Below are 24,590 nucleotides of genomic sequence, written 5' to 3'. Positions count from 1 at the left end.
CAGTTAAAACCGATTAATCGATCCTATTCCGGCAGGAAGTTTTTTATTATTCGTATGGAGGGTATGGATATGCCCGCCATTTTTGTAGGTAAGAAGCGCAATTTTGTTGATAATATCGCTATTGCTTTCCTCATCAGTCTCTATTTTGCGATCTTCAATGGAAACTGTTCCGCGCAACTTTTGACCTTTCGTTATAAACAATCGTTCTATTCGGCTATCCATCGCATGCCGTGCGATATCAGCGATCTCGTCTGTAGCCAAGTCTTCGCTTTTTGCCCCTGAGAATCTTTCTAACTGCTTGTCCAGAGCATCTGCTTTTTTTGCATCCAATATCTCTAAAGCGCGGCTATGTAAAAGCTGCTTGTCAATACGATCAGCGTTCAATGAAATAAACTGCTTCTCAAGACATTCATTCTTACTGATTGATTGAAACAGACTTTCATTTTCCGGTAAGGCGGCTAAAATCAATGGCACCTTATTCTGCTTACTGTATTTTTCGTTTATTTCTTGATCAATGATGCGGAAGAAACGCGTGTTATCAGTTTCTTTTTCATCCGTTATTTCCATGTAACCGTGTATGGCGGCAGATCCACCGGCAGCGGCGTGCAGGTGATTATCCGTAAGGTCATACCCTAAAGCCTCTTTCATATTGGATGGAATACGATCGTCCAAATTAATCTCTTCAAAGCGGTAGCGATCGCCTTCAAAAAGATGAACATGATTTTTACCTAGTGCTAACACCTGAAAAGGCTTATTGTCCGCCGCTAATTCAAGAAGTGGTAGGAGGTAAAAGCATTCGTCAACGTAGAAAGCGGCTTCCGTAGCCTCTGTAAGCATCACGATTTCAAAAATTTTCGGTGCAGAGAAAATAGCCAGAGCGCCAGCAGATCCACGAACGAAGTCTTTGCTTTCTAGAAAATTTTCAACAGGTATCAATAAATCCTCAAGCGCTTTGCGATGCTTGGCATCTGCGCCGCTACGGATATCCTTAATCAAGTTTTTAAAAGCTAAAAAATCCATGCTACTTTCAGAAACGCTCTTGTGAAGCGGCAAGTAGATACTTAAGGAGGTCTCCGCGGAATGAGAGGTTAACTCATTTAGCAATTCGGCATCTAGTGTTTTCATAGTATAGTGTTTAATGAAACATCGATAATTGAATATGAATAACAACTTGAATGAATATTCGTTTTTGATTTTGCCCTTCAATGGGAGGATGGCGTAACAAAAGGGTATTTATTACTATAGCAGGAAACCTTGTACAACATAGGCTATACAAGCTGAAGGCGGAAGACTTACTCCCAACTGCTAGTTGGGAAAATCGAGATGGAAACAGGTTCCGTTTCCGATTTCACTTTGCACAATAATGTCTACACCGAGACGATCAACAATACGTTTTACAATAGCTAACCCAACACCCGAACCTTCAAAACCATCAGAATTCGACATCCTTTTGAAGATATCGTAAATCGTGGTAAGTTCTTCCTCAGCTATACCGATGCCATTATCCCGAATGCTATACCGAACTTTTTGTCCATTTTGAACACTGGTGATACTGATCAGTGCATTAGCTCTCTTACTAGAATATTTAATCGCATTGCTGACAATGTTTAGAAAGAGCTGATAGATCAAGGTTTTTTCTCCAAGAACAGGCAGCAAATCCCCCAATTCTACCTCACAGTTTTGCGTGGCATACCTTGTTTTACAATGGTCGACAATTTGGGGTATGATTTGATCGGTATGAATAATATTTGGCTGGTATCTGAACTCCTTGACCTTTGAAAACTCATAAATCTTATTCAGCATGCTTTCCATCAATTCGCTAGCGTCTTTGATGTTTACTGTCAGTTTGCCAAGCAGCTCCGGCGTGATGTCCCGCTTCATTTGCAACATTTGGACAGATAGCTTGATGACAGAGAGCGGATTTTTGAGGTCATGGCTGACGGTGTAAGAATAAGTATCTAACGCATTATTCAGTAAAATCAATTCCTGATTTAAGCTATAAATCTCCTCAGACTTTCGCAACAAGCTCTCGCGAATGAGCTGCCGGATTCTCTTCATGAAGTAAATTTCAATGTCTGACCAAGCTGGCGCAATACCTTTCACAAGCTGTTTCCAGGCATCGAACGAATTACGCGGTGACGGGACAAAGGCCTGTAGCGTCTGGTCATACGTCATCACCTTAGTCGGTTTCCCAGCCCAGATCCGTTCGGTAAGCTGCTCTCGCCTAAACCAGATTAGGCTAAACTCTTTAGACGAATCTACATCCACTTTAACTAAGCCCGCAAATTTTGAATCAGCTAGACCAAGTTCTTCACCATGATCTATGACAAAACTTTCATTACTGTAAATAGTTTTCCGATTATGCTTGTTAATAAACGCATGAATCTTTCCAACGGTAGCGGTGTCTGGCGCGTCACCGAAGACTAATGTCGCCTCTTTATGGCGAATGGCCAAGCCATCTGCATGCACAAAATCACTAAGCTGTTTCGCAAATGAGGAAAGAACCGGAAGTATTTCATTTTTGATGATTAGCTTTTCTTTAAAGGCTAATTCAAACTCTTTGACCTGCTTATTAAAATCGAGGTCAATTTCTTTTTGTAAACTCAGGTATCTGTTAACCGCGTATTGCGTCAAAAATACAGCGAGGTGCCTTTGAGAAAGATCAACAAATTTTGCGGTTTCATGCTGGCAAGTTACCAGGCCCCAAAGTTCGCCATGCACAATGATAGAAAAACTTATGCTGGCCTTTGCGCCGGCATTTTCCAAATACTGAAGGTGTATAGGCGAGAGCGCTCGGATCGTGCTGAATGACAAATCTATCTGTTCATTATTCAACGTATGAATAGGATAGGTGGGGCTGGATATATCAGATGTAAGACGAGCTAAATGCTTCACATAAAGCGCGCGAGCTTGTTGTGGAATGTCAAATTCAGGGTAATGTAAACCAAGATAACTGTCGAGATCATTTCTAACTTTCTCGGCAATAACTTGTCCGCTCTTATCAGCATTGAAACGGTAGGTCATTACACGATCAAAACCAATAACTTCAGCTATGCATTGGCACAAAGCATCCCATATATCTGTGGCTTTTTCGATCTGTTGAGAGTAGGCATATAGACTGATGAAGGAGGGTAGATGTGTAGGATATTTTTGCTCAAACTCAAGATACCGACGATTATCATGCACATACATTGTCAGGTAAAACGGAGTATCTTGTAAAACAACTTCCTGTACAACTCTGTTTTTAAGGTTGGCTTCCGGCAAGCCCTTCAAAGCACTTAGTACCTCCGCTTCGATTGCTGGAAAAAACTGCTTAGCAAGGTTTTTAAGATTGGTACCTAATATTTCGCTATGCCCTGTATTCAACCACGCTTCACAGTTCTCGCTGACACCAATTATTTGCATGTCGATATCGGCAATTATTAAAAAACCAATTGCTTGCACCTTACCACAAAACTGGATCTGTTCATCTTCACAACGCATGTTGTTTACACTCATATACACACCAATATTTTTGTTAAAAGTAGCGTTTTAAATTGGTTTATATTATTTTGATCCAAAATAATTACATACATTCCATCTTGGGCACTAAAAATGAGCCTACCGGATTGTGCATACTTGTCCGATTGAAGCAGCATACAACAGCACTATATCACTGATCGCAATCCAATACGTCGCCTTCGGACAGCAATTACGCATTTACATTGCAGACCATATCTATTTTTGTGTTGACACCTAAATCATCTCTAATAGACGAGCTCAACGGATGATATAAATACCCCCTTATAGCTGCGTTTTATACTTATTTCACCGTCTTTATGAACCAATCGATAGTACGGATGTTCATCCGATAGTGAAAATTACAAGTTAGAAACATACAAATTGAAATTTATAAACGAAATAATTTAACTATGAAAAAGGTAATGTTATATGCGGCTATGGGAAGCCTGTTTGGTTCCTTGATAGCTTGTGGAAGTCCATCAAACAATAATGATGTCGATACCAGTGACACCGTGATGAGCGAAGGTGTAGAAGGTGTGCCACCAATGGATACCATCAGACGCGACAGTACGGATACGATAGGGCAGCCTATGCCTACGCCACCAATGAATTAGTAAACAGCTTTTTTATTCTCTCTATACAAAAGGTGGTGGCCGATAGTTCATCACCTTTTTATTTCCAGCGAGACGCTGCGCGAAACCAGAGCCTAATAAAAAAGAGCTTTCGAGTGCTATATCATGTTGGGTTTGTGCAGTGATTTAAACCTTATAAATTTTAAGCGATGAAGACAGAAAAACAAGGCAATCCAAAAGATATTTATCCAAAACCGCCCTTTCCCAAACAAGAGCAAGATCCGCCGGGCGTGAGCACTGAAATGCGCCCTGAACCAGATCATGGTGAAGAAATTTATAAGGGTAGCGGTCTCTTAAAAGATAAAGTGGTAATTATTACAGGGGGTGATTCGGGAATTGGTAAAGCAGTCGCTATTGCGATGGCTCGAGAAGGCGCAGATATTGTAATCTCGTATAAAGATGAAGTGGAAGATGTCGATGCCGAGGACACAAAAATGTGGATCGAGAAGGCTGGGAGAAAGGCGCTACTCGTTCGAGGCGACATCAGAAGCGAAGCGCTATGTAAGTCTATTGTGGAAGAGACCGTAGCAACGTTTAATAAGATTGATATATTAGTTAACAATGCTGCTTATCAAATGACCTTTGAGGACATCACGGATGTCAGCGCGGAGGAATGGAACAAAACGTTCGAAACCAATATGAGCGCCATGTTCTATTTTGTTAAATATGCAAAAAAGCATATGGCACCGGGTAGTTCTATTATTAATACCACGTCGGTGAACGCGTATAATCCGAATCCAACATTGATTCCGTATGCGGCGACTAAAGGCGCTATTCAAAATTTCACGTCTAGCTTAGCGCAGCATTTTTTGGAAGACGGGTCAGGTATCCGTGTCAACGCAGTGGCGCCAGGCCCAATATGGACACCACTTATACCAAGTACGATTCCCGATCATGAAAAGTTTGGCGAAAATACGCCAATGGGACGTGTAGGCCAGCCAGCTGAAATGGCGCCGATCTATGTATTTCTAGCTTCAGACGCGGCATCTTACATTTCTGGTGCAACCATTCCTGCCACGGGTGGACGAGCGACCATATAAAAAAACAAGCAGATATTTTTACGTATATCTGCTTGTTAATATAATCTTTTAAACTGCATCAAAGACCTTTTTTATAGGCCCGCTGTACTAGAGCAACAAACTACTTTCTATATACCTTTAAATTTTTCTTCAATATTTTCCTTGCCATATGTATCCTCGTTTTGACGGTACCTTCGGCAATTGCTAAATGATCTGCAATTTCTTGGTATTTAAACCCTTCCATAAACATCGTGAATGCGATGTAGTAATCCTTCGGTAAATTATTAATAGCATTCTGAATGTCCGTCATCACGAACTTCGACTCGCTACTGTTGCTGGAAAGCTGCTCAAAATGGGAGGTATGTGTAAGTTCACTTTCAATGGTACGATATCTAGAAATTTTGCGGTAATTATTGATGTATATATTACGCATAATAACAAATAGCCAAGCAACTAACTTAGGATGGTTTACAAATCGATCCAGTGACGATAGCGATCTGATAAAAGTTTCTTGTACTAACTCTTCGATCTCATACGGATCTTGCGTAAACTTTGTTGCTATCCGTTTTAGCAATGGCTGATTCTGTTCGATGGTGGTGTTAAGTAATTGCGCACTCATACTTTTGTTTTTATCCGTTAAACAATAAATATTACGGATAGGCTATGTGCAAATTTGATGCAGAAAGTTTCTGCTACCTACTTATTTTAAGGACGCATAGTTCAGCTTGCGTCAAATACGCGCGACGGTCGATTAATACTTTAATGGTCTCTCTATATAGTTTAAACAATGCTTTTAAAGATTATTACACGCAAATTGATCATCGAGCTCGCGATTTCGGCAAAAAAAAATTCAGGTGTTTATTCTTTTTTTGGCAGGAATGGAATAGAGTCCCTGCTTGGATGCCCGCTATGGACATCATAGGATTGATCTTTTTATCACATTTGTTTAATGAAATTATAATAACGTCATATTATGGCACAATTAATGCGTATTTTTACGTGCAGTAATAACTGCTTTTGGGTATTTTTTTTCAACTTATAGGTTTGATTTTTGCAATTGGAGGAATAACATTTCGTCCAACTTAGAAAAAATGGATGAATGTAATACCACCTAAATGGTGATTGATAACATGAGCACAGTTTATACGAACACTTCAGATATGTCTTTTTCATCTTCGTTTCCTGATGGACCGACCGGGGAACAACAAAAGGATCTAGCGATCTTCTTTGATGCTTTTCATGGCGGGCCATTCGGTTACCTATTTGTGAATGAAGATGCCCTTGCCGTTCACTTTAACGATAAAGTATGCGAGCTATTGTGTATAGATCCGCTACTTTTTCGAAATAAAAGCATCTACGACTTTTTACTGGATGAGGAACACAATCGTATTCGTGATTTATTAGAAAGTTGCACGCAAAGCTTCGCTGAACCAGTTCGTATGGTTAAAGTAAAGTGTAAGAAGAACCGTTTTCGGTTTGTTACCATTTACATGAAGAGGCTAGCTAGCCAGCTGGATTCCGGCGGACTTTACATCATGCTGTTTCTGAAGAATGATTTCAATCCACTAAGCGCGTCCAAAGAAGAAAATGAAGCTTTTTATAGAGCGATTATAGAAACCCAGGAGGCAGAACGTGAATTTATAGGGAAAAGTCTTCATGAAAGCATTGCACAAGAATTATATGCCATTCGAATTAATCTGCAACGCTATATGATGGAGCATGGACACGAGCAGCAGATTATGCCCATTAAGAAGATGCTGAATGATACCATTTTTAAAGTTCAAAATATATCAAACGATCTTGTCCCTACTGTGCTTCGGGATATGGGATTCCAAAAGGCAATCGATGATATGGTTTTTAGAATGACGCGGTCGGACGTGCGCTTTCTTTTAAAGCTAGATAAAGAAATCAATAGTGAGGGCAAAGAAATACAGTTTTGCGCTTACCGAGTTATTCAAGAGCTTTTTAATAATTGTTTAAAGCACACAGATGCAAGGCGGATTAGCTTGAAAGTGGGTGTAACTGATGACTTTATTGGGATAACCGTAGAAGATAATGGACAAGGGTTTAGTCGGGATATGGAGTCAGCATTGCAGTTGGGCACAGGACTTCGAAATATACGGAATAGAATAGCCCTTTACGCAGGAACCATGGATATGGTAAGCTCAAGTAAAGGAAGCAAAATGCAGATAAAATTATACAAATAACACTTTAAGCGATATAAATTTATGATAAACATTATTCTTGCGGAAGACCATTTAGTCGTCCGAAACGGAATAAAACTTCTGATAGATTCTCAGGATAATTTAGCCGTTATAGGCGAAGCCAATAATGGCGAAGAGGTGTTATCTCTGTTGGAATCCGGTGTGAAGCCTGATATTGTCTTGTCTGACATTAGCATGAGTGGGATGGATGGATTGCAGTTGGTTGAGAAACTTAAGAGCGACTATCCAGAGATTAAAGTCATTATGTTATCCATGATGAATAGTAGCCAACATGTTTTTCAAGCATTCGAAAAAGGAGCGCGCGGATATCTGGTGAAAAACGTGGGTTACGACGAACTGCTATTCGCCATACAACACATCCATATCGGTGGTCGTTATTTATGTGAAGAGCTGGCAATGATGCTCGTGGATAAGCTCAGTGATGTGCCATCCTCCGTCACAAACGTTGAAGATCTGATGTCTGAAATGGACATTTCTGATAGAGAATTGGAAGTTCTACAGTTAATAAGTGAAGGATATACAAACATTGAAATTGCGGATCAACTTTTCCTCAGTAAACGAACCGTTGAAGGCCATCGTCAAAATCTAATTGACAAGACGGGAGTGCGAAATTCAGCAGCTTTAATAAAATTAGCGGTAAAAAGCGGCCTTATTAAGTAACTGGCCTAATTTTAAAGATTTAGCGTTCTGTTTACAGGGCGCTTTTTTTGTTTACTAATTTCGATTCGACTAAAGCGTAAATTAATTTTGTAACTATTTCTGTCCAACGGAATTTGAGGAGCTACTGGTGCTTTATTGCAGTAGCTGTACCCAAATAGGGATAAAAAAAATTTCTTATTCAAAGTCAATAAGTATCTAATCTTCGCAGTGTCCGAGAATATAAAATTTCAAAACCTATGCTTGCTTTCAACGCGTTAAGACATAGGTCTGTTTATAACTTGTGCCTCGCTCATTGGCGGTATTGCTGAATGTAAACGTAGCATCTGTAAGTTCCGTTATTTCTTGCGGAAATCCATTCAAAAAAATAGTGTCTCTAGGATTTACTGAATATATAAGTTCTTGCTCGCCCTCAGCATTTGTTTTTACAATTCCATTTTCAAGAAACTCAAAGTAAATACCATCAGGTTCGTTTTCAATCACCTCAACGGGCTGCTCGCCTTCCTGCGTTTCTTCAATAAACTTCGTTAGATTCCAGCGCCCACGGATCTTGTTTAATACTATAGCCACCTCCTCATCTTCCTCGACTAGAGCCGGATCGTCTTCCTTACAGCTGCTTATTGAGATGCTTAGTATAACCATAAACAGTAATGCCTTAGATATAAATTTAATAATGCTCATAATCATAATGTTTTATAGTGGAAAATTGTTAATCGCGTAAACGGTCAAGCCTTTTTTGGTACAGGTGAAGATTTCCTCCAAAGCTCTGGCTTTTTTAAAATAAAAGAGATCAATCACTTAACTTCGTATTTCAAAGAAAGATAATAGTAATTATTCTCTTTGGTCTGGTAGTAAAGCGTATCCTCTTCAACGACGTTTAATGTAGAGTAATCTACTGTGGTAAGTAACGTACCTAACTGCTTTCCCATTGTCGCGGCAATCAACTCTGCGCGTTCTTTCCCATCCGAAAATGCCGCAGCTATAATTTTACCGAAATCTTTAATGGGAAGATAGGTCACGCTGCGCGAGAAAATAGATACCGTGCCTGTCTTGTCCACAACCAACTTGTTGAGCAATATTACATCCTCAGTATTTGCTGTCTCAAAGCTATATAGACTACCAACACCATATTGCGTCAAGGCATAAGTAAGCTTATCTTCTTTGAATTTAGTTATATCTAAACCCGCCGCCTTGGCCTGATCAAAAAAAGTGTTCTTCACATCATCAAAACTTCGTTTTTCTTCGGAATACCCAAGATCTTCACTAATAACAACATTGATGGTATACGATTTTATGGCTCGTTCAATTTTCGCCATTCCTCTCACTTCAATAAAGGGACTTTCCAGCGCTTGACTAAAAACAGCGCCGGCAGTTGTAGAGAATAATATACAGAGAAAGATTTTAATGTGCTTCATATGATTTTTATAGTTGATGTATGCAGTTTAATTGAATGTCTTACGACATAATAAATTTTATTCAGGCAATCCGTTTAAACAAATGGCACTGCATTTGTCAACACGTCCGTAGTAACTTTATGTTATCAGTACCTGAAATATTTGGCCGGTTAGATGCTGCTAAATAAAAAAAGCAACAAATATTGAGTCGATTCGTCATGTTTTTATAGGAAATCATTTTTAAGTTGTTTGTATGTATAATATAGCATTTGACTTTCATGCTATACAAATATGCAAGCAACCCGATGGATTTTCCAAATCGACTACTACTACAAAGTATATACACGTAAATGAATGCAAATAACAAATGATATACAATTTTTTTAGGGTGCGCATACCACAAATTTTACAGGCATTTTGTTTAAAAAAATAGAGTGTAATTTTATGCTGAACGAATGATAAACTTATTAACGCCAAAACCATGCAACTTGGGAATTTTTAGAAAGCTCTTCATTCTGCTGTTGCTATTCTTCTCCACTACAGAATGCCTCAAAGCACAATCTGTGATTGCTGATTCCTTACGAAATTACCTTAGTCAACCTAATTTGGATGCCGGAAGCAAGTCGATGGCACTTTCTCACCTAAGTCGTGCTACATACGCGACTAATCTGCCTGCTGCATTAACGTATGCAGCTGACGCATTACGACTGGGCATTAAATCTACAGATGGACAGTATGCAGCCTTTTCGCTAGCAACTTTAGCCTACCTAAATGTACAGCGAGACAGCCTATTACTTGCACAAAGAAATATAGATAGTGCGCTGATCTACATTTCAACGTCTAAAAGTCCGATTGTTAATGGCTATGTGTGGTTAAGAAAGGGATGGCTGGAATATATTGTAAACAAAACGGACAGATCCACAGCTAGCCTATTTAAGGCGCTTCAACTCTTGGAGGGCCAGCATGCCTACGGCTATGAGAGTTTAGTTTACCATTATTTAGCCAGTGTGTATGGAGATTTAAAAGACAATAAGAAATTAAAACAATACACAAAATTAAGCTTAGAATCAGCTTACAAAGCGAAAGATCCAGACATCATTTGCAATGCATTTCTGGCGATCGGGTCATCATTTTTAAAGGATTTCAGATTAGAGCGTTCGCAAAAAAGTCTTCTTGATTCCTCTATATTTTACAACAGGAAATTGCTGTCGTTGGCTCAGCGCCAGTCCGGTAGAATCGTGAACGAAGTTAATATGGGAGCTGCAGCTTTGAACTTAGCCAATATATACTGGGAGTTTTTTCCAAAAAGCTATAAGGATAGTAGTGACAAATATATTAATCTCGCGCTGTCAGTGGGAAGAAAACTTGGCCATGAAGAGATTATCGCCAATAGCTATGGCATATTGAGTGAGTATGCTATTGCTGAAGGTAACTATGAGAAGGCGGAGGTTTTGTTTCTATCGGGCTTAGCTGAAGTTGAGCGTGACGCGAGCAGTAGCCTGCAAGTAAAGGCGTTGATGATGAGGGGTTTGGCTTCGGTAGCCGAGAAAAGCGGCAACCCTTCAAAGGCTTTAGGCTATTACAAGCGGTTTATGCACTACGAAGATAAGGCATTTGATGCAGATAGATTGGCCATAACACAGCGGTTGGCGGTACAATACGAGGTGGAAAAGAAAGATAAAGAACTGGAAACATTGCAGGAGCGCGCAGCTTTTAATAAAAAAATTAATTTATTCGCCATTGGTTTAGTGCTAGTTAGCCTTCTTGCATTAATCTTCCTCTTTCGTTCCTATCGTTTCCGTTTGAAATCATCCATACAACAGGAAAAGCTACAGGCAGAGGAATCTGCGCGGCTGAAAGCGGAACAGGAACTGCTACAGGAGAGACAGGAACGTCTTCAGAAAGAACTTTTGGCTGGCAACTTGCAAGTAGAGCAAAAAAACGAACTCTTACAGACCATGCGTAATAAATTAGCCTCCGAACCAGAAACCGGAATGCTCAAAAATCAAATCGAGCGTATATTGAAAGACGACCTGCGTAGTGACGAGGGGTTTGAACAAGTGAAGGCAAACCTTACCAACATACATCCGGAATTCTTTAATAGGCTTCAACATCTAGCTAATAACAAATTATCGCGCTTGGATTTGAAGCATTGCTCCTTTATCCTCATGGGGCTTTCCAATAAAGAAATTGCAAGTCGGCTTGGGGTAGATCCCAAAAGCATCCTGATGGCACGCTATAGGATAAAACAAAAGCTTAATCTTGAAAAGGAAGATAGCCTCGACCTTGTCATACAAAATCTTTGCTAAAAACAGGGCGCTAATGAGCTGGCTAAGCGGAGATTTAACAATCGAGAACGAAAAATTGGCTTGGCGACCATATGTACTCGTCTAAAAAGTCATATCAGCTAAACCTCCAGCGTCGGGACACTGGTCATCTTCTCCTATGCTATCGAAACCGCATGTCTATGCGCCAAATCCATCTACCATGCTCATCAGTCTGCTTATACTTAATTGCATAGATTGCACCACTGCTTCATTAGATTGAAATTGTAGATGGTTTATATTCGTTTTTATCGAGCTGTAGATCATTTGTAGATGCCCATTTTTTGGAAAAAAGTCGCCTCATCCAGCATCTTTGTACATAGTGGTTTCATAAGAACGGACTGGTTATGGAAGGAAGATGCTAGTTCTATCTATTAGAAGTGGAGTCCTTAATCGCGAGGCATAGGGTACAGTGAACAAGCTGAACTAGCGCGATATAAAAGACTGTGCTCACTTAATGCTAAGTATAAACGATGTGAGTTTGATGTTATCGATGGAAAAAATATAACTATCGAGAATACCGTTTCTAAATCAAATTTATAACAACATTAATAACAAAAGAATGGAACATAGAATATTGTTTATCCTGCTTGTAATCATGGGCGCTGTCGCAGTAAGTTGCAAAAAAGACAGTACACACGCAGATAATCCTATCGAGATTACAAAATCTAAAATTTTGGGCAAATGGAATTTTGAATCTGGCTCGATAGTCACCACAAATCCGCCTGAGCCCGCCAAAACAGAAAAACTTACCGGCAGACCCGGTATGGTCTATGAGTTTAGAACAAATGGGATTGCGTTCAATAACCTCGAGGGGGATGATGAAGAACCTTATGTGATAACAAGTGCTTCCGTGATAGAGATAGACGAAGTGATGTATACCATTAAAGAGCTTACCGAAACAAATTTTGTATTTGAGTCAGTATATAAAAATGGTAATTCCACGACTACCTTCAACCTAATTTTAAATAGATAGCATTTAATTAAAAGAGATGAAAAATGTAAAAGTTATAATGGTTTTTGTCATTATCGGTTTTTCCATAATAGGTTGCAAAAAAGATAAAAACATTGTCGAGGAACAGGTTAGCATTGCAGAACTGCAAGGCACATGGCTGGCGAGCAGATTTACAGAAAAAAGTTACGATGCGCAAAACAATGCGTTGGTTTCCGAAAGTGGAGATACTTACCCTGTTAATGAGCGAAGCGTAGTTTATGATGGATCGGAAATACGTTTTTACCGAAATGGCGCGTTAAGAAATACGTACACCTTTGTAATCGTTGAAGATGAGATACGCATGAAACAAGAGTCTGAAGATTATATTTTAAAAATTAGGCTTTATGCAGATAGCCTACATTCACACACGGAAGAATATGATTACCAAGAAAATGGAATTGCAATGAAGAGGGTGAGGGAGATTTTTTACGAGAAAAAGTAATTACAATAAAGACAACTATGGTAATGACGGATACGAAGGCTTTTAAAATACCCGCCGATGGCATTGAAATCTTTCAGATTGGAGACTTTTTATTTGACATTGTGGAAGATCAGTCAAAATGGGAGATCTCTGCACTGAGTAATGAACTGCAAACACGTATTGTAGCAAAAACCCAAGAAGTGAAAAGAGCGATAAAATCAAAATTGCTTGATGATGATGTCGAAGGGAATGTGGCGACGGTGCATATTGACTTCCCGGGAATTGGCGTGTACAGTGCTGGCATGCCTAATGGTGGTTTTGTTATCAATGAAGACAAGTGCGAGCTAACCTATAGCTATGTACGAAAAGAGGGCTTCGAATATCGTCTCGACTTTTTTGGTACGGTGACCTTCGAAGGAGGTTGGCTGGGCTACGAGGGTTATCTAAAGCCGCCCTACGAAAGCAAGCCTGTGTTTACCGTTAAAATCTATAAGAAATTCGAAGTTGATACATTAAATTGGAGTAATTACAAATTTACGTCATATGAAGAAACGTTGACAGCTCCAGCAGAGTTAGTAAGGTTTTTAAACCTAAAAAATCCAGACTTTGAAGAAGTTCCCGAAAGGCTGCTTAGCTTCAATAACCTTCAAGAGCTGGTTATCTCCTGCCAGTGGCCGTTGGACAAACTTGGTCTAAAGTCGCTGCCCGATAAGATTGGTGAACTACATTTATTAGAACAAATTGCTATAAACGGTACACAAATCGAAGTATTGCCAGAAAGTATAGGGCAGCTCAGCAACTTAAAAGCGTTTTATTTCAACAATGGCCGACTAAGAACTGTTCCAGCTAGTTTGTTTCAATTGAGCCGTCTAACAAGTTTGATGCTTTCGAATCAACAACTTAAAACATTGCCCCAAAGTGTAAAGCTGCCTGCATTAAAGTCTTTGGACCTGTCCGGTAATCAACTACAGACGATTCCTGCTAGCTTATTGCAACAGGAAAACCTAAATTCCATTGATTTGCAAAACAATCCGTTGAAGAGCTTGCCAAGCGAAATCAACAACATTAAAAACGTTTCCTTATCTATTGAGGATAAGAAAAGATTGATGGATTTCGATTATAACGGCGCCGATGGTCGGGGACTGCTCGTTTGGGACGATGCCATCTTTAATGCTATGGACGATATAATTCTTAGCGCGCAAATGTCCAGCATTTTTCATGCAAACCATGTAACGATCTATCAAGATGCTTTACGCTCATTAGCTAAAAGAAGCGTAGCATTTAAATTAACCGGAGATGAGGACTATGCTAGCATAGGCAATCATCGTTTTGGTGGCATGCCGGACCTTCCGGCCGACGTCAATTATCCTACATTTATGGAAAAAATTGATGGTGGCGAACGCGAATATTCGTACGAATTTATTGCGCAGATCAATTGTGAGGACATTGCAAACTTACAAGATTACTTACCACGAAAGGGGATTTTATTTTTTTTTCTCGAGACCATTCACCATATATACACTCGGTCACTTTATAATCCTTGTAAGGTAATTTATGTAGAGAATATTGCGTCTCTAGAGACTGGCAAACGCTTTAATTTGTATACAGAAGATTACTATGAAATGTATGAAGCGGGCTACTCGGCCAGTAAGGCCGAGGCTTTTAAAGAGCTATCATTCCCTTCGTTTTATGCCAGTGATATAAATCAATATCTTTTTAAAGGTGAGGCCGCTGTCATGAAAGATGAAAAAGGTTTTGAAGATGGACTGTTTGAAGATATAACAGACACAGGCGCTGGCGATAGGGGGTATCAACATGCCATAAATGCTTATGGTTTTACGCAACATGAATCACCCGAGTTGCAGGCGTCGCTAAAGCTAAAGGGAAATCCTGAAGATTGGATTATTTTGCTTAAAGTAAGTTCCTCTGGAGATTTTCAATGGGGTGATGCTGGCGATCTCTTCTTTGTAATTCACAAAAGCGACCTGATGAAAAATGATTTTAGCAACGTTTTTGTCACTTTAGAAAGCAGCTGATCGAAATTCAAAAGTTACTGATAGGTAGGTGTTTTTAATCCTCAGCGGGACGACATCAATTTCCGCCTTGATCGAATTTATGTAAAAAATGACAATCTGTATTACTACGTTTTTGTAGACAGTACAATAAATACACAAATAGTAATAGCGAATAAAAACATACGTAAAAATGATGAATTCTGAACACTACAGACAACAATTTAAGGTCGATGATTCACCCGGCTGGCAAGCCATCGACAACCAACTGTATAAAGTTTATGGTGATACTGAGCCGCGCCACTATCCGCCGCTGTGCGGACTACATTACGTAGCCGGAGGAACCGATCCTATTGATGGAGCTAGCGTTTACGACAATAGCCATCAAAACTTCCACAGACATATCATTAGCTACGGAATGAGCGAATTGTATTACGATGAATCCAAAGCCGGTGGGGAATTCAGTAAATGGGGCTTCGAATTTACCTTCAGGCTGACGCCATTTAGCGATGACCAAGAAGAAGATCCAATCTGGGCGATTCAGGTGATGAATAATTTGGCAAGGTATGTATTCACTAGTGGAAAATGGTTTGAAGAAAATCACTTCATTCCGGCTAACGGTCCTATACGATTAAATACAAAGACCGAAATTACCGGTTTTGTTATCGCTTTAGACCCTGAACTGGGCAAAATAGAAACAGCACATGGAGAGGTCAGCTTTTTGCAGCTCGTGGGCATTACCGACGCCGAAGTGAATCGGTTGATGCAATCTCCAAACACAAATGCTATTAAAGAATTTATAACTGATCTACAAAAGGACAATCCACTGTTAATAACCGACCTAGACAGGAAGTAAAATACGAGTCTGATTGCAATTAAATGCCCTCATTCGAAATACTAAATATGGAAGCAACGGAAACATTAGCAAATCTAATAAGACAAAACAAACTGGAAAATGCCCGGCAACGTCTCATTACTGGCGAAAAAATACCCAAAGGTCTAGGAGATTTTGAGAAGAGTCAAATTTACAACGTACTGATAAATAGCAGAGCGTTTGACCTGATTCTCGTATTAGCTGAACAGGGCTTTGTCGAAGCAGATATTTACGAATACGAAAAATTGGAAGGGTCACTGTTTTCGAAGTTGTTTGCCACCCTAAGCAACGACAGCGATGACTTAGCATTCCTGAAAACATTCATTGCAAAACTGGAAAACCTAAACGATGCCGTTGAGGATAATACCTTATTGGGCTTGGCTTTTAACAGCTTAGCTTCCATCGAAATCATCAACGTATTGGTTGACGCTGGTTGCGATGTGAATTATAAAAACAACTACGAGTACAACTTTTTGCACAAAATTATCCAAGAGTACAATATCAAAGAAAGCCTTGGCTTGCAGTACTTGGAATTTTTGATAGAGCAAGGGCTGGATGTCAATACAGAGAATATTGTAGGACAAACCGCCTTGCATTTTGCCATCGACAAAAACAAAAAGCAATACACCGAATTGCTATTGCAAAATGGCGCAGATCCCAATCAACAAGATAACGACGGCAAAACACCATTTTACATAGCTGTCGTGCACCAGGTATGTAAGCCTGAAATGTATAACAGTATTAAACAATATGCCCCTGCAGATTTTAACATCACAGAGAAAGATGGGGAAACTTTACTGCTTGGTGCAATAAAAATGCGCAGAAACGGCGAACAGTACGATCTAGAACTATTAAAAACTTTAATTGCCGATGGCGCAGATGTGTATCAAACTTCGCCGCATTACGGCAACGAGAAATCGACGCTTGATTGGGCCTGCGAGTACAAAGCTGATGTCCTGGAAGCCATCCTTGAAACAGGTGTAGTAGATATAAATAGGGCCGACAATCAAGGTAATACACTTTTGCATACCGTTTGTGCCTTTGACGTGAACTTTGATGAGGAAAGTGCGAAACAACTTTATAAAAAAGTGAAATTGCTGATAGAGAACGGCGCCGATGTAAATGTACTGAACGATGCGGAAAAAGCGCCGATGGATTTGGCGGCGGGAGATAACCTGAAAGCCAAAACTGTAGAACTATTATTAAAACATAAAGCGTAAACATATGTCAATGCCTTTTATAATTGCCTGCGAGAGTGGTAAAAGAAAGATAGCCGAGATTTTGCTGGAAAAAAATGAAGTCGATGTTACTTATACGGACGAAAAAGGAAGAACCGCCCTTCATTATATTGCACACAACGGATACCTTGATTTGGCGAAACTGCTGTTACAGTCCGGCGCAGATATAGATTACGAAGACCACAACGGAGAGACACCATTTTATTTTGCCTGCTTAAAAAAACAAAAACAAACCGCTCTTTATTTGTTGGAGAATGGTGCAAAAACTACAGTAAACGATTTACAGGGCAATAGTTTGTTGCACCTGTTGGCACGAACCGGACAAAAAGAGGTTTTAGAAAAGCTGTTAGAGCAAGGGGCTGAGATAGATCTGCCTAACAATGCATCAGAAACCCCATTGTTGGTCGCTTCTGCCTGGCGTAATAAAGATGTAGTGCAGTTACTGGTAAATAATGGCGCCGATATCAATACGACCGATAATATGGGTAACAGCCCGCTAATTGTGGCGGTTTATTCAAAGAGCCTGCCGGTTATAAAGTGCCTTATAGAAAATGGTGCGGATGTTAACCACAGTAACCACGAGGGTAATTCGCCATTGCTTATTGCCTGTTACGATACAAACAGGATGCTGATAAACATCTTGGTGCAGCAGGGAGCCGACGTACTAATCACGTCGAAAAATGGCCTTTCTCCAATCTGGTATGCTTGTGCACATAATCAAAAAGAAATAGTCAGCCTTTTTTTAGAAAACGGGGTGGATGTAAATTATTGCCAACCTGTTACTGGTGATAACGATAGTATGAATAGCTATTTGGACTGGGTAGAGAGCACGACCAACTTATCTATAGACAGTGCATACAGTTTAAACCACAGTTACAGTTATGCCGGCGAAAGCCTATTGCATGTAGCTTCTAAAAACGGTCATCTCAGTATGTTAACGTTATTGATAGCGCGAGGGGCGGAAATCAATATACAGGACGAATCAGGTAACACGGCCTTACACTATGCAACTTCCAACGGTAAAAAAGATGTAGTTAAATTTCTGCTGGATAATAACGCTGACCGTACCTTGGTCAATACAAAAGAGCAAAAAGCAATAGATTATACCACGACGAAAGGGTTCAACGAGATTGTAGAAATGCTGTTGGGCTAATTTACTTTAAACCCGACAGACATATGAAAAAATCTTTATTATTTTTTGCTATTACGGCGGTAATCCTATCGGGCTGTTCGGAACAAACACAAAGGGATGAAGGCAAACGTCCAAAAGAAACACAGAAAAAGTCTACCAATTCTGTTGGCGTATTAAATACGGAAACAAAACAAAAGAATATGGACATCAAAAAATTTAAACAAAATTGGGGTGTGGCAGCAGTTCCGACAGAATTAGAATCCTTAATCAATTTCCAGAACAACAATTCGGCTCCTGAATTTTATTCTCGAGGTTTTGCAGTAACCATTGATGATAAATTGGGGCTTAAAAGCTGGAGCGATGATCCTGCCTTTTTAGCTAACCTTTTCCCTTTTGCGCAGGCGAATGGCACCGGCTCGTTTTATGCAATTTGGAATGATGGAACTGCCAAATCAATTGAAGAAATGCCGATTGTGGTATTCGGAGATGAAGGAGGCGCACATATTGTTGCCGAGAATTTAAGGCAGCTTTTTGAGCTGCTAACATTCGATTCGGAAATTTGTGTTGATCTTGAACAAGCCTATTTTCACAAAACTGAGGGGCAGCAGGAAAGCAGAGACCTTGATAAGTTTCTAAGGTGGCTACAAGAAAATTTCGGATTAAAACAAAGTCAACACACAGCGAAGATCATTACTTCTGCACAAGAGAAATACAAAGAGCCGTTTGATAATTGGTTTGAACGGTTTTATAAAATCGAATAAGGAATTGGTTCACCTCCAACAGCATTTATACACTTGTAACTGCTGTACTTGACTTTAGTAAAGGGGGGATTTAAGCTAAGCTTGCTGAGCTTATCACTTAAACTAAGACAGGTTAGTTCCCTTTGTTTAACTTTTCAAATATAATCATGAAAGAATTTGTCCAAAACCACCCCGGCGAAAAGGATGCACGCCCAAAATATAATCCACAAGACGGCAATGCTGCCTCCTTAGGATGGGCAATTTTGGTGCTTTCCTGTGTCCCTACACTTATAGCCTATCCTGTACTAAGTCGCCTAAAAGAAATAGATAAGCTAGAAAGTTGGATGTATTATTTAGGCATTGCGTTGGCATTAGCTTTTGGGGCGCTTATAGGCAAATTTTGTATTCAAAAGATAACAGGACGGAGAGTCGCCGAGCAAAAAAAATATTACCAGACGTATGGAGCCACATGGTTACCACAACAGAAACGAGAAGCCTTACAGCTCGATGCTCCTGATGGATATCAGTTTGGCGAGTGGATCGAAACACTTGAATACTGGCCTTGCGAAGCACGTGGGGCAAAGCCCAGCAATTACAAAACCTTTTTGGTCACAACAAAAGAAGAGCGGCTCACGGGCAACGACCAAAGTTGGGGCGTACTCTCTGAAGTTTCCTATAATGACACCATTGACCGGCTTTTTAACGGCATGCATAGCCAGCTATTTGCTGCCGACAAAACATTGATGGAAGTGGGTGCTCGCAAAAGAATGGTGGCGCGGATCTCCGAGCTTAGTCAGTTGCCGCAAAACTATGTGTTAAATTGCTGGGAGGAAAAAGATGGTATCCCGCCGCAGCTGTTTTGGGGTTTTGATTTAAACCGCATTATAGAACTTTCTCGCACTTCTTTTATGGCAGGACTTATTACAGAACAAACGGCTTGGAAAAATATCCTCCAGTCATCGGAATATATCCATGCGCTTTTCAAAAACATGGACGATTATTACGACAATTTTAGACTGGGACACGCTTACTGGAGTAACGATTTTAGCCTCAGTAACCAAAAACTGAAGGGCCACAAAGCGTATAGCGAAGATTGCAATTGGCCTATTAAAAACATAAGTTGGCGAATTAACGACGCCAGCATTTTGCCTGAAGTAATGCAAAACGCCTGCGCCACATTTGTAGCCTTTGAAACACGCAGAATACAGCACAATGTTATAAAAGGCTTTCAACCCGGCAACGATCAATAACCGATTGACCCAATGAAGTATAGGACAACATACATCCATTCTCTTATTATCAGCTTAATTTTCTTTTTGAGCTGTGGCGAGCGTAGAGATCCTACAGCGTTGTATTATTTTCCGAATGCCGATACTACCTATGTCGGTGTGAAAAACGGTCTCGGCGATATTATAATTCCTGCGGAACATCCAAGTTTGAATAATGCTGACATTAACTTTTTATACTTTGGTCGCACCAACAACAACTATAAACGACGGGTTTTCTATACTAATAATGACAGCTTGATACCTGAAGCCCGCTACGATTTTGAAAAGCCAATAACAGGACCGGTAATCCAATTTTTTGGCCTATCGATAGGATCGAAGGCTGCTATGGAAGGTCCACGTATACCTGCCGGAGAAGTTTACAGTAGAAAGGGAAAGTTTTTATACTACATAGCCGGCTATGCTGCCCGACAATACACAGGCTATTATATCATCACTCCACAGCCCTTCGCCGAAGGTTATGGATTATATGTAGAGAAAGGCAAACTTGGATACATTGATGGTGTTGGTAACAAAATAACAACTGCAAATTGGGAATATGCAGAGCCTTTCAATTACGGTTATGCCAAAGTATACCGCGGTCGGTGGGAGCAAGTACAGCTTCCCGGCTATATGGATCACCGTCCCCTCAACGATACTTCGAATATAGCATATATCAATGTTAAGGGCGAAATTATAAAGCATTACAACATTGCTAAAGGGGATAAGGATTACCATATCCTATTGGAGAATGAAAATGGCTATCTGCCGTATCCTTTCAGCTACACCGCCAAAGAGCAAAGTATTTTAGATAGTCTTAACAACATCAAAGCTATCGGGTATACAAATATAATAGATATTTTAAGTGTTGAATATAAGAAAGAACGGCTGCATTTTGAAATTACTGCACGGCCCAAACCCGGTTTCCCATATTATTATGTACAAGGTTATTGGGGAGATTTGGGTGATTCCAGGTATACTTTTTTAGTGCACGAAGATACGCATGCTGTATTTCACTACGGGCAGCCGTTTTTTATGGAGGAAGTAAAGACATCTTTGTCGCAATGGATAGTTAATGGATTACAAGAAACAAATGAGCGCTGGAGCGAAGAAATGCCGGGTGTTAAGTTGGATATGGACGTTGCCAGAGAACTCCGGTATTGGAAACAAAAAGCAAAGGAAGAAGGAAAATAAAGACTGGTTTATCAGGCTTGCTTTTCCGGCGTTTGAAACAAATCGAACTGTTATTTATGCGAAAACTAAACATAAAGAACCTTAGATGTATAGGGGTTGTAATTTGCCTGCTCATACTTGCATCAGGTACCTACTTGGTTTTTCGTTTTTCTCTTGGAATCTTTGCACCGCAAAACTATTTTACCGCAAAAGAGCTCTTACAAGCAAATAAGATTAGCATCATTCAGCTTGGTGAGCTGTCCCCAAATTTTTATAAAAAGCAACAGCTGGCCAAAAGCTATGGCTTCGAACTGGTTGCAGGCGGGTGCGAAATAAGTACTGAAATTGAAGTTGGCATCAAACAGCATAACAAATTGATGATGGAAGAATTGGAACGAAAATATGGCAAGGGTTGTTGGTCAATGCTTAAAGGTAAACTTGATAGTATAGACGCAATCGTGGTGCAATAACCTAAGTACAATGAAAATTTTTAAAATAACAATGCTGTTAATAATTTTTCTATCGATGTTTGGCTCGGCATTATATGCGCAGCCTACTCAAAGCAAACTCGATGAAATCGCGAAAGCAGTAAAGAAAATAAATGCGGCAACACTGCAGCTCGAAACGAAGCGTTTTTGGTATGAGAATAAGTGTGGGGTGAATAAAGCCAGCATCACGATTTTTTATAAGGATCATGAAATACAAAAGATAGTCGACATGGGTGAAGGTGATGGCGATAAGGCAGCCTTGTCATGGAGCTATGAATACTATTACGCAAACGGTGAGTTGATATTTTCGTACGAGAGCATACAATATTTTGATAACCAAGCCAATAGAGACATGCAAGAGGAGAGTAGGCAATATTTCGATAAGGACTATCTGATTAAACAAATAAAAGACGGTGAAACAACTTACCCGGTAAATTTCATGATCGATAGCGATGACCTCAGGTATGAATTAAAGAAAATCACGAGGTCGTCAGATATTGACAGGATCTATAGATGCCCTGACTTATAACCGGACAAAAGAGATGTAAACTATGCAAATGAAATACCTATTGGCGCTATGCTTTTTGTCGCTGCAGACCTAAGTTATAGCACAAAGTCCGCATCAAGTTGCTCCCGCAACAACCGTCCGTAATTTTACAATATGGTATGGCGCTAAATGGAATATACGGAACTCGAACCCGTTGCCTAAAGATTTAGGGCAATTGAACAACAGTAACAGTGCCGTGGTAGAGCCATAATCAAGTTTTACAGATTTTTTAGCAATATCTCTTTTACCTTGTTTTGTAATTCTTTCTTGTCTGGCAGATAAAGCTGGTACTGGGAAACAAATATTTTATTGGAAATGCCTCCTGTTGCATATTCCACCAACACCTCGTCCTTTTCAGCTGAGAGGATAATGCCAATAGGTTCATTGTCATCTTCGACATTTTCTTCTGTGCGAAAATAGTTTAGATAGAGGTTCATCTGCCCTATGTCATTGTGTTCAACCTGTTTTATTTTCAAGTCAATGAGAACAAAACATTTCAGAATACGATGGTAAAAAACAAGGTCAATGTAAAAATGACGGTTGCGGATAGATATTTTATATTGCCTGCCAATAAAAGCAAAGCCCTTTCCTAATTCGAGCAGGAACAACTGTAGATTATCAATAATCTTTTGTTCGAGTGCCTTTTCCGTCATACGGTAGCTCTGTGGTATTTTAAGAAAGTCCAGAACATACGGGTCTTTTATTGCTTCGGTGGGGTCGGTAACGATATGCCCTTTTTCTGCAAGTTGCAATATGCCCTTTTTGTCTTTGCTCAAAGCGAGGCGCTCAAACAGGGATGAATTTATTTGTCTTTCAAGTTCCCTGTATCCCCAATTTTCCAGTACAGCCTGTTTTTCATAAAACTTCCTCGCTGTATCGTCCGATACCCCCAATAAGGTAACAAAATGTGTCCAGCTCAATTTGGCAGGCACTGCCTGCCATTTTTGGTACATGAGGTAAAAACGTCGCATATCTAAGATGTTCCGCCTGCCAAATCCTTTGCCATACCGTTGTTTAAGGTCTTTTGAAAGATTTGATAATAAGTCGCTTCCGTACTCTGCCCGTTCCTTCCCGTGCTGTTCATATTTTACAATGTGCCTGCCAATTTCCCAATTAGCTTTCACCAATTCAGTATTTACAAACTTAATGGCATTCTGTCTCGCCTGCTCAATGGTAACTCCGATATTGTCGAGCAGTTGTTCGTATTTTGAGTTTGAAAATTCCATAGCCGTATCTTAAACTAACAAACTTAAACATTTTGACACGAAATCCACCTTTAAAGCCAATTCCAGGCAGATCAAAGCGGCCGTTTTGCAAATTGTCGAAAGCAAATGGAGCGCATCTAGAATGCCCCGATTTAGAGCATTTGATACAAAAGGAGGGAATTAGTGCCAATTCACCATTAAACACTAATCCAAAATTTCCATCTCTGTGGTCTGTTATATTATATCTACGATATTATCTATGTCTTACTCGAAAGACAACTCTAAAAGCGGAGTGATTAATGCATTGAAAGCTTTTCATTTTTAATGCACAGATAATTCTATCGACTTATTTCTTATTCTTAAACAAAACAAACGATAGACAAATTGATTGTATCATCACTTTTGCATTGTATTCTACATCTCAAAATAGTATACCTACTTGTGACAAAATTCATTAAATAATTGATAAACAATAGTATTACAGAAGAGCAATTAAAACAGGTTCGATGTTCCCCAAATTTCGGTGGATTTTATGAGATACAACATCGTAGCCCGAAGATGATTTTGAAGTCAACGTATATCTATCAGAATACCAGTAGATTATAAGGAAATAAAAAAGGGACATGTTTACTATTTTTGAACTTGTCCCAAGAGGTGATCCCGCTTGGATATGTTGCATCCCACAATGCCCGCAGGCGTAGCTGCAACGAGCTGCGCCATGTTCGAACCCAGGCCAACCCTTCTGTTCG

22 protein-coding genes are annotated in these 24,590 nt (G+C 39.8%); 16 read left to right on the top strand and 6 right to left on the bottom strand.

Features of this window, described 5'->3' with window-relative positions; all coding sequences use genetic code 11:
• Window positions 1-3 precede the first annotated feature (3 nt).
• Together DI53_RS17510 and DI53_RS17505 are read right to left on the bottom strand one after the other, a co-directional pair.
• A complete protein-coding gene (locus DI53_RS17510; RefSeq protein WP_037502902.1) occupies window positions 4-1,125 on the bottom strand; it encodes a baeRF3 domain-containing protein in 1,122 nt (373 codons plus the stop codon).
• A gap of 180 nt (window positions 1,126-1,305) precedes the next feature.
• Complete coding sequence (locus DI53_RS17505; RefSeq protein WP_037502899.1) at window positions 1,306-3,498, bottom strand: ATP-binding protein; 2,193 nt, start codon at window positions 3,496-3,498, stop codon at window positions 1,306-1,308.
• Window positions 3,499-3,911: 413 nt separating this feature from the next.
• Between DI53_RS17505 and DI53_RS17500 the strand changes: the two genes are divergently transcribed.
• Both DI53_RS17500 and DI53_RS17495 read left to right on the top strand, forming a co-directional pair.
• A complete protein-coding gene (locus DI53_RS17500) occupies window positions 3,912-4,115 on the top strand; it encodes a hypothetical protein (RefSeq protein WP_037502896.1) in 204 nt (67 codons plus the stop codon).
• A 167-nt stretch (window positions 4,116-4,282) separates the two neighbouring features.
• A complete protein-coding gene (locus tag DI53_RS17495; RefSeq protein WP_037502894.1) occupies window positions 4,283-5,173 on the top strand; it encodes an SDR family oxidoreductase in 891 nt (296 codons plus the stop codon).
• A gap of 100 nt (window positions 5,174-5,273) precedes the next feature.
• Here DI53_RS17495 and DI53_RS17490 read toward each other — a convergent pair whose 3' ends face one another.
• Window positions 5,274-5,771, bottom strand: a complete 498-nt coding sequence (locus DI53_RS17490; RefSeq protein WP_037502886.1) for an RNA polymerase sigma factor — start codon at window positions 5,769-5,771, stop codon at window positions 5,274-5,276.
• Window positions 5,772-6,282: 511 nt separating this feature from the next.
• Between DI53_RS17490 and DI53_RS17480 the strand changes: the two genes are divergently transcribed.
• Both DI53_RS17480 and DI53_RS17475 read left to right on the top strand, forming a co-directional pair.
• Window positions 6,283-7,359 (top strand): sensor histidine kinase, encoded by a 1,077-nt coding sequence (locus DI53_RS17480; protein WP_157836795.1) that lies wholly within the window; start codon window positions 6,283-6,285, stop codon window positions 7,357-7,359.
• A gap of 21 nt (window positions 7,360-7,380) precedes the next feature.
• Entirely contained in the window at window positions 7,381-8,037 is a 657-nt protein-coding gene (locus DI53_RS17475; protein ID WP_037502880.1) for a response regulator, read from the top strand.
• Between the two features lie 246 nt (window positions 8,038-8,283).
• Here DI53_RS17475 and DI53_RS17470 read toward each other — a convergent pair whose 3' ends face one another.
• Window positions 8,284-8,715, bottom strand: a complete 432-nt coding sequence (locus DI53_RS17470; RefSeq protein WP_131555354.1) for a hypothetical protein — start codon at window positions 8,713-8,715, stop codon at window positions 8,284-8,286.
• Window positions 8,716-8,828: 113 nt separating this feature from the next.
• Complete coding sequence (locus tag DI53_RS17465; protein ID WP_131555352.1) at window positions 8,829-9,449, bottom strand: hypothetical protein; 621 nt, start codon at window positions 9,447-9,449, stop codon at window positions 8,829-8,831.
• Between the two features lie 434 nt (window positions 9,450-9,883).
• Here DI53_RS17465 and DI53_RS17460 point away from each other — a divergent pair, with 434 nt between their 5' ends.
• From DI53_RS17460 to DI53_RS17405, 12 genes are all read left to right on the top strand, one after another.
• The gene (locus DI53_RS17460) at window positions 9,884-11,737 is read left to right on the top strand and encodes a helix-turn-helix transcriptional regulator (protein ID WP_052072535.1); all 1,854 of its coding nucleotides are present in this window, start codon (window positions 9,884-9,886) and stop codon (window positions 11,735-11,737) included.
• A 577-nt stretch (window positions 11,738-12,314) separates the two neighbouring features.
• A complete protein-coding gene (locus DI53_RS17455; protein ID WP_037502874.1) occupies window positions 12,315-12,728 on the top strand; it encodes a hypothetical protein in 414 nt (137 codons plus the stop codon).
• Window positions 12,729-12,744: 16 nt separating this feature from the next.
• Window positions 12,745-13,188 (top strand): hypothetical protein, encoded by a 444-nt coding sequence (locus DI53_RS17450; RefSeq protein ID WP_037502872.1) that lies wholly within the window; start codon window positions 12,745-12,747, stop codon window positions 13,186-13,188.
• 17 nt (window positions 13,189-13,205) lie between these two features.
• Window positions 13,206-15,203 carry a DUF1963 domain-containing protein gene (locus DI53_RS19765; RefSeq protein ID WP_081939494.1) on the top strand — a complete coding sequence of 666 codons (1,998 nt, stop codon included), beginning with the start codon at window positions 13,206-13,208 and terminating at the stop codon, window positions 15,201-15,203.
• Window positions 15,204-15,372: 169 nt separating this feature from the next.
• Window positions 15,373-16,035: a suppressor of fused domain protein gene (locus tag DI53_RS17440; RefSeq protein WP_241462465.1), complete on the top strand. Its 663-nt coding sequence runs from the start codon at window positions 15,373-15,375 to the stop codon at window positions 16,033-16,035.
• A 47-nt stretch (window positions 16,036-16,082) separates the two neighbouring features.
• Complete coding sequence (locus DI53_RS17435) at window positions 16,083-17,273, top strand: ankyrin repeat domain-containing protein (protein WP_037502868.1); 1,191 nt, start codon at window positions 16,083-16,085, stop codon at window positions 17,271-17,273.
• Between the two features lie 10 nt (window positions 17,274-17,283).
• Entirely contained in the window at window positions 17,284-18,444 is a 1,161-nt protein-coding gene (locus DI53_RS17430; protein ID WP_052072533.1) for an ankyrin repeat domain-containing protein, read from the top strand.
• A gap of 23 nt (window positions 18,445-18,467) precedes the next feature.
• Window positions 18,468-19,184: a hypothetical protein gene (locus DI53_RS17425; protein WP_052072532.1), complete on the top strand. Its 717-nt coding sequence runs from the start codon at window positions 18,468-18,470 to the stop codon at window positions 19,182-19,184.
• Window positions 19,185-19,330: 146 nt separating this feature from the next.
• Entirely contained in the window at window positions 19,331-20,413 is a 1,083-nt protein-coding gene (locus DI53_RS17420; protein WP_037502866.1) for a DUF1266 domain-containing protein, read from the top strand.
• Between the two features lie 12 nt (window positions 20,414-20,425).
• Window positions 20,426-21,622: a hypothetical protein gene (locus tag DI53_RS17415; protein WP_037502864.1), complete on the top strand. Its 1,197-nt coding sequence runs from the start codon at window positions 20,426-20,428 to the stop codon at window positions 21,620-21,622.
• Window positions 21,589-22,071, top strand: a complete 483-nt coding sequence (locus tag DI53_RS17410) for an FEKKY domain-containing protein (protein WP_131555349.1) — start codon at window positions 21,589-21,591, stop codon at window positions 22,069-22,071. The genes DI53_RS17415 and DI53_RS17410 overlap by 34 nt, the downstream gene beginning before the upstream one ends.
• Before the next feature lie 10 nt (window positions 22,072-22,081).
• Window positions 22,082-22,618: a hypothetical protein gene (locus tag DI53_RS17405; protein WP_131555347.1), complete on the top strand. Its 537-nt coding sequence runs from the start codon at window positions 22,082-22,084 to the stop codon at window positions 22,616-22,618.
• Window positions 22,619-22,854: 236 nt separating this feature from the next.
• Here the strand turns inward: DI53_RS17405 and DI53_RS17400 are convergent, their stop codons facing one another.
• On the bottom strand, window positions 22,855-23,862 hold the full coding sequence (locus DI53_RS17400) for a PDDEXK nuclease domain-containing protein (RefSeq protein ID WP_037502859.1): 1,008 nt from the start codon (window positions 23,860-23,862) through the stop codon (window positions 22,855-22,857).
• Window positions 23,863-24,590 lie beyond the last annotated feature (728 nt).

It is taken from the genome of Sphingobacterium deserti, from assembly GCF_000757725.1.
GTDB lineage: Bacteria > Bacteroidota > Bacteroidia > Sphingobacteriales > Sphingobacteriaceae > Sphingobacterium > Sphingobacterium deserti.
The sequence above is the reverse complement of the archived record's forward strand: the minus strand, read 5'-3'. Positions and strand labels throughout refer to the sequence as shown.

What these genes read in the sequence shown, in the direction of transcription:
- DI53_RS17510 (WP_037502902.1), bottom strand. Translation starts at nt 1,125, where the DNA reads ATGAAAACACTAGATGCCGAATTGCTAAATGAGTTAACCTCTCATTCC.
- DI53_RS17400 (WP_037502859.1), bottom strand. Translation starts at nt 23,862, where the DNA reads ATGGAATTTTCAAACTCAAAATACGAACAACTGCTCGACAATATCGGA.
- DI53_RS17425 (WP_052072532.1), top strand. Translation starts at nt 18,468, where the DNA reads ATGAAAAAATCTTTATTATTTTTTGCTATTACGGCGGTAATCCTATCG.
- DI53_RS19765 (WP_081939494.1), top strand. Translation starts at nt 13,206, where the DNA reads ATGGTAATGACGGATACGAAGGCTTTTAAAATACCCGCCGATGGCATT.
- DI53_RS17465 (WP_131555352.1), bottom strand. Translation starts at nt 9,449, where the DNA reads ATGAAGCACATTAAAATCTTTCTCTGTATATTATTCTCTACAACTGCC.
- DI53_RS17415 (WP_037502864.1), top strand. Translation starts at nt 20,426, where the DNA reads ATGAAGTATAGGACAACATACATCCATTCTCTTATTATCAGCTTAATT.
- DI53_RS17480 (WP_157836795.1), top strand. Translation starts at nt 6,283, where the DNA reads ATGAGCACAGTTTATACGAACACTTCAGATATGTCTTTTTCATCTTCG.
- DI53_RS17505 (WP_037502899.1), bottom strand. Translation starts at nt 3,498, where the DNA reads ATGAGTGTAAACAACATGCGTTGTGAAGATGAACAGATCCAGTTTTGT.
- DI53_RS17430 (WP_052072533.1), top strand. Translation starts at nt 17,284, where the DNA reads ATGCCTTTTATAATTGCCTGCGAGAGTGGTAAAAGAAAGATAGCCGAG.
- DI53_RS17455 (WP_037502874.1), top strand. Translation starts at nt 12,315, where the DNA reads ATGGAACATAGAATATTGTTTATCCTGCTTGTAATCATGGGCGCTGTC.
- DI53_RS17405 (WP_131555347.1), top strand. Translation starts at nt 22,082, where the DNA reads ATGAAAATTTTTAAAATAACAATGCTGTTAATAATTTTTCTATCGATG.
- DI53_RS17495 (WP_037502894.1), top strand. Translation starts at nt 4,283, where the DNA reads ATGAAGACAGAAAAACAAGGCAATCCAAAAGATATTTATCCAAAACCG.
- DI53_RS17435 (WP_037502868.1), top strand. Translation starts at nt 16,083, where the DNA reads ATGGAAGCAACGGAAACATTAGCAAATCTAATAAGACAAAACAAACTG.
- DI53_RS17475 (WP_037502880.1), top strand. Translation starts at nt 7,381, where the DNA reads ATGATAAACATTATTCTTGCGGAAGACCATTTAGTCGTCCGAAACGGA.
- DI53_RS17470 (WP_131555354.1), bottom strand. Translation starts at nt 8,715, where the DNA reads ATGAGCATTATTAAATTTATATCTAAGGCATTACTGTTTATGGTTATA.
- DI53_RS17450 (WP_037502872.1), top strand. Translation starts at nt 12,745, where the DNA reads ATGAAAAATGTAAAAGTTATAATGGTTTTTGTCATTATCGGTTTTTCC.
- DI53_RS17490 (WP_037502886.1), bottom strand. Translation starts at nt 5,771, where the DNA reads ATGAGTGCGCAATTACTTAACACCACCATCGAACAGAATCAGCCATTG.
- DI53_RS17420 (WP_037502866.1), top strand. Translation starts at nt 19,331, where the DNA reads ATGAAAGAATTTGTCCAAAACCACCCCGGCGAAAAGGATGCACGCCCA.
- DI53_RS17500 (WP_037502896.1), top strand. Translation starts at nt 3,912, where the DNA reads ATGAAAAAGGTAATGTTATATGCGGCTATGGGAAGCCTGTTTGGTTCC.
- DI53_RS17440 (WP_241462465.1), top strand. Translation starts at nt 15,373, where the DNA reads ATGATGAATTCTGAACACTACAGACAACAATTTAAGGTCGATGATTCA.
- DI53_RS17460 (WP_052072535.1), top strand. Translation starts at nt 9,884, where the DNA reads ATGATAAACTTATTAACGCCAAAACCATGCAACTTGGGAATTTTTAGA.